Genomic DNA, 13,217 nt, shown 5'->3' on the forward strand with positions numbered 1-13,217 from the left:
GGTGACCGTCCCCGGCGAGCGGGCCTACGACGTCGTCATCGGGCCCGGCGCGCACCACGAGCTGGGCGGCCTGACCACCGACGTGCTCGACGGCGCCGCCCGCGCCGCCGTCGTGCACGCCCCGCCGCTGGCCGGGCTGGCCGGCGCGCTGGTGGAGACGCTGCAGACCTCCGGCGTGGCGGCCGAGGCCGTCGTCGTCCCCGACGGGGAGGCCGCCAAGACCGCCGCGGTCGCCGCCGACCTGTGGGAGGAGTTCGGCCGGCTGGGGCTGACCCGGTCCGACGCCGTCGTCGGCGTGGGCGGCGGCGCGGTCACCGACCTCGCCGGCTTCGTCGCCGCGACCTGGACCCGCGGCGTGCGGGTCGTCCAGGTGCCCACGAGCGTGCTCGGCATGGTGGACGCCGCCCTGGGCGGCAAGACCGGCATCAACACCGGCGCCGGCAAGAACCTCGTCGGTGCCTTCCACCCGCCGGTCGCGGTGCTCGCCGACACCGACGTGCTCGCCGGGCTGCCCGACGCCGAGTTCCGCGCCGGGATGGCCGAGGTCGTCAAGTGCGGGTTCATCGCCGACGAGGCGATCCTCGACCTGCTCGAGGCCGACCCGACCGGCCGCCGCGACACCGAGGAGCTCATCGAGCGCGCGGTCCGGGTGAAGGCCGACGCGGTGGGGGAGGACCTCTACGACACCGGGGTGCGCGAGTTCCTCAACTACGGGCACACCCTGGCCCACGCCATCGAGCGGGTGGAGGACTTCGGCTGGCGGCACGGCGAGGCGGTCGCCGTCGGCCTGGTCTTCGCCGCCGAGCTGGCCGGGCAGGCCGGGCTGCTGACCCGTGACGAGGTCGACCGGCACGCCCGGCTGATCGCCGCGATGGGGCTGCCCACCCGCTACACCGGGGACTGGGCGCGCATCCAGGCCGTCATGCGGGTGGACAAGAAGGCCCGTGGCGCCTCGCTGCGGTTCGTCGTCCTGGACGGGCTCGGCACCCCGCGCATCCTCGCCGACCCCGACCAGGCGTGGCTCGACGCGGCATGGGCCGCAGTCGCTGCATGACCACCCGCCCCGCCACCCCGATGGAGGCCACCGCGTGACGATCCAGGTGCTCAACGGCGCCAACCTCGGCCGCCTCGGCACGCGGGAGCCGGCGAAGTACGGCACGACGACGTACGCCGAGCTGGTCGAGCTGGTCACCACCGCCGCCGACGAGCTGGGCCTGGAGGTGCGGGTCCGGCAGACCGACGACGAGGGCGAGCTGCTGCGCTGGGTGCACGCCGCCGCCGACGCCGGCGACCCGGTGGTGCTCAACCCGGCGGGCTGGTCGCACACCTCGGTGGTGCTGCGCGACGCGCTCGCGATGCTGACCGCGCCGCTGGTCGAGGTGCACATCAGCAACATCCACCAGCGCGAGGAGTTCCGGCACCACTCCTACGTGTCCGCGGTCGCCGACGGCGTGATCGCCGGGCTCGGGGTGCAGGGCTACGTGCTGGCGCTCCGGTGGCTCGCGGCGCAGGGCGTCTCATGAGGTACGCGGAGCGCCGGCAGCGGCTGCGGACGACGGCGGCCGAGCGCGGGCTGGACGCCGTCCTGGTCACCGAGCTGCTCAACGTCCGCTACCTGACCGGCTTCACCGGCTCGAACGGGGCGCTGCTGCTGCGCGCCGACGGTGACGACGTCTTCGGCACCGACGGCCGCTACACCACCCAGGCCCGCACCCAGGTGCCCGACGTCGAGCTGCTGGTCGACCGCGCCACCGTCGCCGCCCTGGCCGGGGAGGCGGTGCGTCGCGGTGCGGGGACCATCGGCTACGAGAGCCACCACGTGACCGTCGACGGGCTGCGCGCGCTGGAGTCGGTGCTCGCCGACGCCGCCACGGGCGGCACGGTGCCCGAGCTGACCAGCGTGCGGCGGGCGGTCGAGGCGCTGCGCGTGGTCAAGGACGACGACGAGGTCGACGCGCTGCGCCGGGCCTGCGCGGTCGCCGACGCGGCGCTGGCCGAACTCGCCTCCGAGGGGGCGCTGCGGCCCGGGCGCACCGAGCTGCAGGTCGGCCGCGAGCTCGACGCGCGGATGCTGGCGATGGGCGCCGAGGCGCCGTCGTTCGAGACGATCGTGGCCACCGGCGCGAACTCCGCCATCCCGCACCACCGGCCCGACAGCACCGAACTGCGGCCCGGCGACTTCCTGAAGCTCGACTTCGGCGCCACCGTCGACGGCTACCACTCCGACATGACCCGCACCGTGGTGCTGGGGGAGCCGGCCGACTGGCAGCGCGAGGTCTACGAGCTGGTCGCCGCGGCGCAGGCCGCCGGCCGGGCCGCGCTGGCCGTCGGGGCCGACGTGGTCGCCGTCGACTCCACGGCCCGTGACGTCATCGCCGCCGCCGGCCACGCCGAGCACTTCCCGCACGGCCTGGGCCACGGCGTGGGGCTGGAGATCCACGAGGCGCCGGGCATCGGCCAGCTGGGCGCGGGTAGGCTGGCCGCCGGCATGGCCGTCACCGTGGAGCCGGGGGTCTACCTGCCCGGCCACGGGGGTGTCCGGATCGAGGACACGTTGATCGTCACGGACGACGAGCCCGAGTTGTTGACCCTCACGAGCAAGGAACTGCTGGTCCTCTAGATGGCTACCACCAACGACCTCAAGAACGGCATGGTCCTCAACCTCGACGGCCAGCTCTGGGCCGTCACCGAGTTCCAGCACGTCAAGCCGGGCAAGGGCGGCGCCTTCGTCCGCACCACGCTGAAGAACGTGCTCTCGGGCAAGGTCGTCGACAAGACCTTCAACGCCGGCACCAAGGTCGACACCGCCACCGTCGACAAGCGGAACATGACGTACCTGTACAAGGACGGCACCGACTTCGTCTTCATGGACGGCGAGACCTACGACCAGATCCACGTCCCGGCCGAGACCGTCGGCGGCGGCGCGGACTACCTGCTGGAGAACACCGAGGTCGTCGTCGCCGTGCACGAGGGCACCCCGCTCTACGTGGAGCTCCCGGTGACCCTCGAGCTCGTCGTCGAGCACACCGACCCGGGCCTGCAGGGCGACCGCTCCACCGGCGGCACCAAGCCCGCCACGCTGGAGACCGGCGCGCAGATCCAGGTGCCGCTGTTCGTCAACACCGGCGACAAGCTCAAGGTCGACACCCGGGACGGCCGGTACCTCGGCCGCGCCAACTGACGCTGCTCTCATGGCTGCCCGAACCAAGGCGCGCAAGCGCGCCGTCGACGTCCTCTACGAGGCCGACGTCCGCGGCAGCGACCCGCTGGAGCTGCTCCGCGAGCGGGTGGCCCTCGCCTCGCCGCCGATCCCCGACCACGCCATCCGGCTGGTCGAGGGAGTGGCCGAGCACGCCGTCCGCATCGACGAGCTGATCGACCGGCACGCGCACGGGTGGTCGATCGACCGGCTGCCCGACGTCGACCGCGCGATCCTCCGGATGGCGGTCTTCGAGCTGCTGTGGGTCGACGACGTGCCCGACCCGGTGGTCATCGACGAGGCCGTCGAGCTGGCCCGGTCGCTGTCGACCGACGACTCGCCGGCCTACGTCAACGGCGTCCTCGGCGCCATCCTCGACGCCGAGGTCCCCACCGGCTGAAGCACGCTCGCCGAGGGCCCACTCCGAGCATCGGGGTGGGCCCTCGGCGTTCACGGGTCCTGGCCTGGTCGTACGACCATCGGCCACTGGTCGGGCACTGTTCGTGATCACCAGGGTGAGCGGGCATCCCGACCCCTGGAGGACAGATGAGAACGCCCGTACCCGCTCGGCGCCGCTGGCGCGCCGCCGTCGTCACCCTCGCGCTCGCGGTCCCGCTGCTGGCGCTGACCGCACCGGCCCAGGCCGCGTCGTCCAAGGCCTGCGAGGGCGGCGGCTACCGGCTGGTGGACGTCGGCACCCAGCGCGTGCTGGCGCAGGCGACGGACCGGGAGACGGTCACCACGCTGCCCGCCGGGGGCCTCGGCGACCGGATCCTGGTGCAGGGCCGCTACAACCAGTACGTCGTCCGGACCGCCGACTTCGCGCTGTTCGACTACGCCTTCACCGGCGCCCCCAACCGGCTGGACATGACCGGCGGCCGGTTCACGCCGGTCTTCGCGAGCAAGGTGCCCGACCACCGCGGCCTGACCCTCGGCGGGGACCTCACGGTGACCCTGGAGGAGGAGGACCTGGTCATCGGCCGGGCCGGCGCCGGGGTGTCGATGAAGATCCAGTCCAAGGACTGCGCGCAGGGCGGCATCTTCCAGATGGAGCCCGAGCGGGGCGACGGCACCCGCACCCGGATCGTGCACACCCTGGCGACCGGCGCCGGTGCGGTCACGCCGTTCTACTTCGACAACCCGAACTTCCGCGCCCGGGCCGGACAGTTCCTCGGCTCGCAGTGCACGAGCGTCGAGACCGGCCCGCCGAGCCGGTTCTGCGTGCAGGTCTCCCCGCGGGTGAACATCGGCAACGACGCCTCGCCGCGCTTCGTCGCCCGCGACAGCGCCCAGGTCGCCGAGCGGGTGGACCAGCCCGACTGCGGCGCTGCGGCCGCGCCGGACGCCGACCACTGCGGACGCGTGTCGGTGTGGGACGTGGCCAGCGGCGGCCGCATGGGCTTCGTCACCGGTGAGGACGCCGTCGAGGTGGCCAACCCGCCCACCGACTGCGTCTCGGACTGCCAGGCGCAGAACCGGGTGCGCGGCCGGCTGGCCGTCCTGGGGCACCCGTTCCCGGTCCCCGACGCGAGCCGCCTGACGCCGCCGGTGTCGACGTCGCCGCTGCCCGCGCTCACCGCCCCCTGAGCCCGGGACGGCGGCACCGCTGGACGTGCAGGGCCCATCGGCTCAGCGCGGACCGGGGACGGCACCTCGCCGCGGTGTCGTCCGGTGGGACGACGGTGTCACCGCGGGGTGCGGCGGCGCTCCCAGTTCGGGTTGACCTCGTCCTCGTCCTCGTCGCCGCCGAAGCCGACGACGCTCTCCATGCCGGGGGACAGGACGCCCCACTCGATGAGCCGGCTGGTCAGCTCGTCGGGGCTCATGTCGTAGATGATCGCCAGCGACTTGAGGTCCTCGGCCCGGATCGAGAGGACCTTGCCGTTGTAGTCATGGCGCTGCGCCTGGATGGTCGAGGCGTACCGGGCCAGCGGACCGGCCTCGTCGGCGGGCAGCGAGCCCAGCGACTCGAGGTTCAGCACGATCTTCGTCGTCGAGGTGACCGCGGAGCTGGGCCGCGGGTCGGGCAGCAGCTCGGAGACCGGGACGCCGTAGAAGACGGCGAGCTCGGAGAGCCGCTGCACCGTCACGGCGCGGTCGCCGCGCTCGTAGGAGCCGACGACCACGGCCTTCCAGCGGCCGTGGGACTTGTCCTCGACTCCCTGGAGCGAGAGCCCCTGCTGGTTGCGGATGGCTCGGAGCCGGGCACCGAGGGCCCGTGAGTAGTCGGTGCTCATCGCTTCCTGCTCACTGTCCGTCGTCGCGGGCGGGTTGTCGTCACGGAGCGTACTGGTTGAGCGGGTCCACCGACACCCGGACACTCGTCCGGGTCAGCAGGTCCCCGATCGTGCCCCTCCCGGCGCGTCGCGGGTCACATCGCGGCGTGCAGTACGGTCGACGCCGGTCCGACTACTCCTTTAACGACCCGTCCCGTGAGGCGGGGAAGGAGGCCTGATGGCCCGCCCGACCGAGCCTGCCCTCGGCGACGCACCGTCGCCGTCCGCAGTCCTCTCCGCCGCCGACGTCACCCGCGTGGTCGACCGGATGGCCCACCAGATCATCGAGCGCACCGCCGCCTCCGGCCCGGAACCGGACGGTGGCCTCGCCGACGTCGTCCTGGTCGGCATCCCCACCCGCGGCGCCCCGCTGGCCCGCCGGCTGGCCGCCCGGATCGAGGCGTTCTCCGGCAGCCCGGTCGACGTCGGCACCGTCGACATCACGCTGTACCGCGACGACCTGCGGATGCGCGGCGTGCGCGCGCTGGAGGACACCGTGCTGCCCGAGAGCGGCATCGACGGCCGGCTCGTCGTCCTGGTGGACGACGTCCTGTACTCGGGCCGGTCGGTGCGGGCGGCGCTGGACGCGCTGCGGGACCTCGGCCGCCCGCGCGCGGTGCAGCTGGCCGTGCTGGTCGACCGCGGCCACCGGGAGCTGCCGATCCGCGCCGACTACGTGGGCAAGAACCTGCCGACGTCGCGCAGCCAGTCGGTGAAGGTGCGGCTGGCCGAGACCGACGGCGTGGACGAGGTGCTGGTGACGGAGGGGGCGGCGTGAGGCGACAGGGAGTGGGCACCGCAGCGAGCCTTGCGAGCGAGGAGCGGAGCGACCGCGGAGCCGGACAGGGGAGCGGAGCGTGAAGCGCCACCTGCTGGAGGCCGCCGACCTGGACCGCGCCGACGCGACGCTGGTGCTCGACACCGCCGCGCAGATCGACCAGGCGCTGGCCGGCCGCGAGGTCAAGAAGCTGCCGACGCTGCGGGGCCGGACAGTGGTCAACCTCTTCTACGAGGACTCCACCCGCACCCGGATCTCCTTCGAGCTGGCGGCCAAGCGCCTCTCCGCCGACGTCCTCAACTTCTCCGCCAAGGGCAGCAGCGTCTCCAAGGGGGAGAGCCTCAAGGACACCGCGCTGACCCTCGAGGCGATGGGCTCCGACGCGATCGTCGTCCGGCACTCGGCCTCCGGGGCGCCGCACCGGCTGGCGAACTGGGTGCGCGGCAGCGTGGTCAACGCCGGCGACGGCACCCACGAGCACCCGACCCAGGCGCTGCTGGACGCGTACACCATCCGGCACCGGCTGGGCCGGCTTGAGGGCGTGCGGGTGGCGGTCGTGGGCGACGTGCTGCACAGCCGGGTGGCCCGCTCCAACGTGCGCCTGTTGCACACCCTCGGCGCTGAGGTGACCCTGGTCGCGCCGCCGACGCTGCTGCCGGTCGGCGTGGGCAGCTGGCCGGCGGAGGTCTCGTACGACCTGGACGCCGTCCTGCCCAAGTCCGACGTGGTGATGATGTTGCGGGTGCAGGCCGAGCGGATGAACGCCTCGTACTTCCCCAGCGCCCGCGAGTACAGCCGCCGCTACGGCCTGGACGCGCACCGGATGGGGGCCCTGGGCGACGACGCGATCGTCATGCACCCGGGCCCGATGAACCGCGGGATGGAGATCGCCGCCGAGGTGGCCGACTCCGTCCGCTCCACGATCGTCGAGCAGGTCGCCAACGGGGTCTCCGTGCGCATGGCCGTGCTCTACCTGCTGCTGGGAGGCGCCCCCTCATGAGCGTGCTGATCAGGGGCGCGAGGCCCTACGGCGAGGACGCCGCCGACATCCTCCTCCGGGACGGCCGCATCGCCGCGGTCGGCGAGAGCCTGTCGGCGACCGGCGCCGAGGTGGTCGACGCCGCCGGGCTGGTCGCCCTGCCCGGCCTGGTCGACCTGCACACGCACCTGCGCGAGCCCGGCCGGGAGGACGCCGAGACCGTCGAGACCGGCAGCCGCGCCGCGGCGCTCGGCGGCTACACCGCGGTGCACGCCATGGCCAACACCGACCCGGTGGCCGACACCGCTGGCGTGGTCGAGCAGGTGTGGCGGCTGGGCCGGCAGGCCGGCCTGGTGGACGTCGTCCCGGTGGGGGCGGTGACCGTCGGGCTCGCCGGCGAGCGGCTGGCCGAGCTCGGCGCGATGGCCGACTCCGCCGCGCGGGTGCGGGTCTTCTCCGACGACGGGCACTGCGTCGCCGACCCGGCGCTGATGCGCCGCGCGCTGGAGTACGTCAAGGCCCTGGACGGCGTCGTCGCCCAGCACGCCGAGGAGCCGCGGCTGACCGTGGGCGCCCAGATGCACGAGGGCGACCGCTCCGCCCGCCTCGGCCTGACCGGCTGGCCGGCCGCGGCCGAGGAGGCGATCATCGCCCGCGACGTGCTGCTCGCCGACCACGTCGGCGCGCGGCTGCACGTCTGCCACGTCTCGACGGCGGGCTCCGTGGAGATCATCCGGTGGGCCAAGTCGCGCGGCGTCCAGGTGACCGCCGAGGTGACCCCGCACCACCTGCTGCTCACCGACGAGTGCGCCGAGGGCTACGACCCGGTCTTCAAGGTGAACCCGCCGCTGCGCACCGACGCCGACGTCCAGGCGCTGCGCGCCGGCCTCGCGGACGGCGTGATCGACGCCGTCGCCACAGACCACGCACCCCACGCGGTCGAGGACAAGGAGACCGAGTGGTCCAGCGCCCGCCCCGGGATGCTGGGCCTGGAGCAGGCGCTGTCGGTGGTCGTCGCGACGATGGTCGAGACCGGCCTGCTCGACTGGCGCGGCGTCGCCGACCGGATGTCGGTCCGGCCGGCCGCGATCGGCCGGCTCGACGGCTCCGGCCTCCATGCGCAGGGCCGCCCGCTGGCGCCGGGTGAACCGGCCAACCTGCTGCTGCTGGACCCGGGCACCCGCGCGGTCGTCGACCCCGCCGCCCTGGCCAGCCGCAGCCGCAACAGCCCCTATGCCGGCCGGGAGCTCCCCGGCCGGGTGGTCGCCACGTTCCTGCGGGGCGAGGCGACCGTTCTGGACGGAAAGGCAGTCCGGTGAGCGCCGGCGCGGCGAGATCGGCGATCTCGCACGCTGTCGGCGGGCAAACCGTGCGAGATCGCCGATCTCGCCGGGGGATGGACGGAGAGGCTCAGAGGTGACAGAAGCGCTGCTCGTCCTGGAGGACGGGCGCACGTTCCGGGGCGAGGCCTACGGCGCGGTCGGGACGACGCTGGGCGAGGCGGTGTTCGCCACCGGGATGACCGGCTACCAGGAGACGCTGACCGACCCCAGCTACGCCCGCCAGATCGTGGTGATGACCGCCCCGCACATCGGCAACACCGGGGTCAACGAGGAGGACGACGAGAGCCGCCGCATGTGGGTGGCCGGTTTCGTCGTCCGCGACCCGGCCCGCCGCCCGGCGAACTGGCGCGCCACCGGCACCCTGGACGACGAGCTGGTCGAACAGGGGATCGTCGGCATCAGCGGGATCGACACCCGAGCGCTGACCCGCCACCTGCGCGAGCGCGGCGCCATGCGCGCCGGCGTCAGCAGCGAGGGCCTCTCGGCCGAGGAGCTGCTGACCCGGGTGCGGGCCTCGGAGAGCATGACCGGCGCGGACCTCGCGCCCGCGGTCACCGCCAACGACCCCTACGTCGTCCCGGCGGTGGGGGAGAAGCGGTTCACCATCGCCGCGCTCGACCTGGGCATCAAGACCGCCACCCCGCGGCACCTGGCCGAGCTGGGTGTGGAGACCCACGTGCTGCCGGCCACCGCGACCGCCGAGGACCTCCTCGAGCACGGCCCGGACGGCGTCTTCCTCTCCAACGGCCCGGGCGACCCCGCGGCCGCCGACTACGCCGTCGCGGCGGTGCGCGGCGTGCTCGACGCCCGCCGTCCGCTGTTCGGCATCTGCTTCGGCAACCAGATCCTCGGCCGCGCCCTCGGCCTGGGCACCTACAAGCTGCGCTTCGGCCACCGCGGCCTCAACCAGCCGGTGCTCGACCGGGTCAGCGGCACGGTGCGGGTCACCAGCCACAACCACGGCTTCGCCGTCGACGCCCCGCTGGACCGGCCGACCGACACCCCCTACGGGCCGGTCGAGGTCAGCCACGTGGGCCTCAACGACGACGTCGTCGAGGGGCTGCGGCTGCTGGAGGCGCCCGCGTTCAGCGTGCAGTTCCACCCCGAGTCCGCCGCCGGGCCGCACGACGCGGCGCCGTTGTTCCAGCGGTTCGTCGACCTGATGGAGGCGGCCCGCGGCGGCGGGGACGCCGTCAGCCCGCCTCCCGTCGTGGAGCACAGCACGGGAGAGAAGGCCTGACATGCCCAAGCGGGACGACATCCACCACGTGCTGGTGATCGGCTCCGGCCCGATCCTCATCGGCCAGGCCGCCGAGTTCGACTACTCCGGCACCCAGGCCTGCCGGGTGCTCAAGGCGGAGGGGCTGCGGGTCAGCCTGGTCAACAGCAACCCGGCGACGATCATGACCGACCCGGAGATCGCCGACGCCACGTACATCGAGCCGCTGACGCCGGAGTTCGTCGAGAAGGTGATCGCCAAGGAGCGCCCTGACGCGCTGCTGGCGACCCTCGGGGGGCAGACCGCGCTCAACATCGCCATCGGGCTCTACGAGAACGGCGTGCTGGAGAAGTACGGCGTCCGGCTGATCGGCGCCGATGTCGACGCGATCAACCGCGGCGAGGACCGGCAGATGTTCAAGGACATCGTGCGGTCCATCGGCGCCGACGCGCCGCGCTCGCGGGTGTGCGCCAGCGTCGAGGAGGCGCTGGAGACCGCGGCCGAGGTCGGTTACCCGGTCGTCATCCGGCCCAGCTTCACCATGGGCGGCCTCGGCTCGGGCTTCGCCACCGACGAGGCGAGCCTGCGCCGCATGGCCTCCCACGGCCTGGCCGACTCCCCGGTGCACACCGTCCTCATCGAGGAGTCGGTGCTCGGCTGGAAGGAGTACGAGCTGGAGCTGATGCGCGACCGCAGCGACAACGTGGTCGTCATCTGCTCGATCGAGAACGTGGACGCGATGGGCGTGCACACCGGCGACTCGGTGACCGTCGCCCCGGCGATGACCCTCACCGACCGCGAGTACCAGCGGATGCGCGACGTCGGCATCGCGGTGCTGCGCGAGGTCGGCGTCGACACCGGTGGCTGCAACATCCAGTTCGCCGTGAACCCCGCCGACGGCCGGCTGGTCGTCATCGAGATGAACCCGCGGGTGTCCCGGTCCAGCGCCCTGGCGTCCAAGGCCACCGGTTTCCCGATCGCCAAGATCGCGGCGAAGCTGGCCATCGGCTACACCCTCGACGAGATCACCAACGACATCACCGGCGTCACCCCGGCCGCCTTCGAGCCGACGCTGGACTACGTCGTCGTGAAGATCCCGCGGTTCGCCTTCGAGAAGTTCCCCGGCGCCGACCCGCGGCTGACGACGACGATGAAGAGCGTCGGTGAGGTCATGGCGATGGGCCGCAACTTCCCCGAGGCCCTGGGCAAGGCGATGCGGTCCACCGAGACCAAGGTGGCGGGCTTCTGGACCGGCCCGGACGACGGGCGCTCCGCCGCGGAGCTGATCGAGGCGCTGCGCACCCCGGTCGACGGGCGGCTCTACGTCGCCGAGGCCGCCCTGCGCGCCGGCGCCACGGTCGAGCAGGTCGCCGAGGCCAGCGGCTTCGACCCGTGGTTCGTCGACCAGATCGCGCTGGTCGGCGAGGTCGGCGCCGAGGTCCGCGACGCGCCGTCCCTCACCGGGGAGCTGCTGCGCCGCGCCAAGCGGCACGGTCTGTCCGACCGGCAGATCGCGGCGCTGCGGCCGGAGCTGGCCGGGGAGGACGGCGTCCGGAGGCTGCGCCGGCGCCTCGGCGTGCGGCCGGTCTACAAGACCGTCGACACCTGCGCCGCCGAGTTCGCCGCCCGCACGCCGTACCACTACTCCTCCTACGACGAGGAGACCGAGGTCGAGCCGCGGGAGAAGCCGGCCGTGCTAATCCTGGGCTCGGGACCCAACCGGATCGGCCAGGGCATCGAGTTCGACTACTCCTGCGTGCACGCGGTGATGGCGCTGCAGGACGCCGGCTACGAGGCGGTGATGGTCAACTGCAACCCCGAGACCGTCTCCACCGACTACGACACCGCCGACCGGCTGTACTTCGAGCCGCTGACGTTCGAGGACGTCCTCGAGGTGGTCGAGGCCGAGCGGGCCGTCGGCCCGGTCGCCGGGGTCATCTGCACCCTGGGCGGGCAGACGCCGCTGGGCCTGGCGCAGCGGCTGAAGGACGCCGGCGTCCCCGTGCTGGGCACCGCGCCCGAGGCCATCGACCACGCCGAGGACCGCGGCGCGTTCTCCCGGGTGCTCGCCGACACCGGGCTGCTCGCGCCCAAGCACGGCACCGCCACCGCCTTCGCCGAGGCGCGGGAGATCGCCGCGGCCGTCGGCTACCCGGTGCTGGTCCGGCCCTCCTACGTGCTCGGTGGGCGGGGCATGGAGATCGTCTACGACGACGCCACGCTCGAGGCCTACATCGCCAAGGCCACCGACGTCTGCCCCGAGCACCCGGTGCTGGTCGACCGGTTCCTCGAGGACGCCGTCGAGATCGACGTCGACGCGCTCTTCGACGGCTCCGAGCTCTACCTGGGCGGCGTCATGGAGCACATCGAGGAGGCCGGCATCCACTCCGGTGACTCGGCGTGCGCGCTGCCGCCGATCACCCTCGGGACGGCCGACCTGGTCCGCATCCGGCAGGCCACCGAGAAGCTCGCGGCGCGCATCGGCGTCCGCGGTCTGCTCAACGTGCAGTACGCGCTGAAGGACGACGTCCTGTACGTGCTCGAGGCCAACCCGCGCGCGAGCCGCACGGTGCCGTTCGTCTCCAAGGCCACCGCGGTGCAGCTGGCCAAGGCCGCGGCGCGGATCGCGGTGGGGGAGTCGATCGCCGACCTGCGCACCGCCGGCGTGCTGCCGGCCACCGGCGACGGCGCGGACCTGCCCGAGGACGCCCCCATCGCGGTCAAGGAGGCGGTGCTGCCCTTCCACCGGTTCCGCACCGTCGAGGGCCACGGCGTGGACACCGTCCTCGGCCCGGAGATGAAGTCCACCGGCGAGGTCATGGGCCTGGACACCGGCTTCGGGACGGCGTACGCGAAGTCCCAGGCCGCGACCTACGGCGTGCTGCCCACCGAGGGCACGGTGTTCGTCTCGCTGGCCAACCGGGACAAGCGCTCGGCGATCTTCCCGGTCAAGCGGCTGGCCGACCTCGGCTTCCGGGTGCTGGCAACGACCGGCACCGCGCAGGTGCTGCGCCGCAACGGGGTGGCCTGCGAGGTGGTCGGCAAGTACAGCGAGGGCCCGGGCAACTGCGTCGAGCGGATCCTCGCCGGGGACGTCGACATCGTCGTCAACACCCCCTTCGGTGCCCCGGGCAACAGCGGGCCGCGGCTGGACGGCTACGAGATCCGCACCGCCGCCGTGGCCGCCGGCATCCCCTGCATCACGACGGTCCAGGGGATGGCGGCGGCGGTGCAGGCCGTCGAGGCGCTGCGCCGCGGGGACGTCGGGGTGCGCAGCCTCCAGGAGGTCCACGCGGCGTTGGCCTCGCACCCATGAGGGCAGCGGAGGGGGGGGGGGGGGGGGGGGGGGGGGGGGGGGGGGGGGGGGGGGGGGGGGGGGGGGGGGGGGGGGGGGGGGGGGGGGGGGGGGGGGGGGGGGGGGGG

The 13,217-nt window shown here is 73.7% G+C and carries 12 protein-coding genes; 11 read left to right on the plus strand and 1 reads right to left on the minus strand.

Annotated features, from left to right (window positions below):
• Position 1 precedes the first annotated feature (1 nt).
• The 6 genes from aroB to ACI78Z_RS02670 all read left to right on the plus strand — a co-directional run bounded on the left by aroB (position 2) and on the right by ACI78Z_RS02670 (position 4,786).
• On the plus strand, positions 2–1,054 hold the full coding sequence (gene aroB / locus ACI78Z_RS02645) for a 3-dehydroquinate synthase (RefSeq protein WP_457034965.1): 1,053 nt from the start codon (positions 2–4) through the stop codon (positions 1,052–1,054).
• 34 nt (positions 1,055–1,088) lie between these two features.
• On the plus strand, positions 1,089–1,523 hold the full coding sequence (aroQ, locus tag ACI78Z_RS02650; RefSeq protein WP_457034966.1) for a type II 3-dehydroquinate dehydratase: 435 nt from the start codon (positions 1,089–1,091) through the stop codon (positions 1,521–1,523).
• The gene (locus tag ACI78Z_RS02655; RefSeq protein WP_457034967.1) at positions 1,520–2,620 is read left to right on the plus strand and encodes a M24 family metallopeptidase; all 1,101 of its coding nucleotides are present in this window, start codon (positions 1,520–1,522) and stop codon (positions 2,618–2,620) included. The genes aroQ and ACI78Z_RS02655 overlap by 4 nt, the downstream gene beginning before the upstream one ends.
• A complete protein-coding gene (gene efp / locus ACI78Z_RS02660) occupies positions 2,621–3,181 on the plus strand; it encodes an elongation factor P (RefSeq protein WP_457034968.1) in 561 nt (186 codons plus the stop codon). It abuts the gene before it with no gap.
• Positions 3,182–3,191: 10 nt separating this feature from the next.
• Positions 3,192–3,599 (plus strand): transcription antitermination factor NusB, encoded by a 408-nt coding sequence (gene nusB / locus ACI78Z_RS02665; RefSeq protein ID WP_457034969.1) that lies wholly within the window; start codon positions 3,192–3,194, stop codon positions 3,597–3,599.
• A 146-nt stretch (positions 3,600–3,745) separates the two neighbouring features.
• Complete coding sequence (locus ACI78Z_RS02670; RefSeq protein WP_457034970.1) at positions 3,746–4,786, plus strand: hypothetical protein; 1,041 nt, start codon at positions 3,746–3,748, stop codon at positions 4,784–4,786.
• Positions 4,787–4,884: 98 nt separating this feature from the next.
• Here the strand turns inward: ACI78Z_RS02670 and bldD are convergent, their stop codons facing one another.
• A complete protein-coding gene (gene bldD / locus ACI78Z_RS02675) occupies positions 4,885–5,436 on the minus strand; it encodes a transcriptional regulator BldD (RefSeq protein ID WP_091217936.1) in 552 nt (183 codons plus the stop codon).
• 217 nt (positions 5,437–5,653) lie between these two features.
• Here bldD and pyrR point away from each other — a divergent pair, with 217 nt between their 5' ends.
• The 5 genes from pyrR to carB all read left to right on the plus strand — a co-directional run bounded on the left by pyrR (position 5,654) and on the right by carB (position 13,110).
• A complete protein-coding gene (gene pyrR, locus ACI78Z_RS02680; RefSeq protein WP_457034971.1) occupies positions 5,654–6,253 on the plus strand; it encodes a bifunctional pyr operon transcriptional regulator/uracil phosphoribosyltransferase PyrR in 600 nt (199 codons plus the stop codon).
• 79 nt (positions 6,254–6,332) lie between these two features.
• A complete protein-coding gene (locus ACI78Z_RS02685; RefSeq protein WP_457034972.1) occupies positions 6,333–7,253 on the plus strand; it encodes an aspartate carbamoyltransferase catalytic subunit in 921 nt (306 codons plus the stop codon).
• Positions 7,250–8,551 carry a dihydroorotase gene (locus ACI78Z_RS02690; protein WP_457034973.1) on the plus strand — a complete coding sequence of 434 codons (1,302 nt, stop codon included), beginning with the start codon at positions 7,250–7,252 and terminating at the stop codon, positions 8,549–8,551. The genes ACI78Z_RS02685 and ACI78Z_RS02690 overlap by 4 nt, the downstream gene beginning before the upstream one ends.
• Before the next feature lie 97 nt (positions 8,552–8,648).
• On the plus strand, positions 8,649–9,815 hold the full coding sequence (carA, locus tag ACI78Z_RS02695) for a glutamine-hydrolyzing carbamoyl-phosphate synthase small subunit (RefSeq protein ID WP_457034974.1): 1,167 nt from the start codon (positions 8,649–8,651) through the stop codon (positions 9,813–9,815).
• Between the two features lies 1 nt (position 9,816).
• Complete coding sequence (carB, locus tag ACI78Z_RS02700; protein WP_457034975.1) at positions 9,817–13,110, plus strand: carbamoyl-phosphate synthase large subunit; 3,294 nt, start codon at positions 9,817–9,819, stop codon at positions 13,108–13,110.
• Positions 13,111–13,217: the final 107 nt, after the last annotated feature.

The sequence above is a fragment of the Geodermatophilus sp. SYSU D01176 genome (assembly GCF_054050015.1).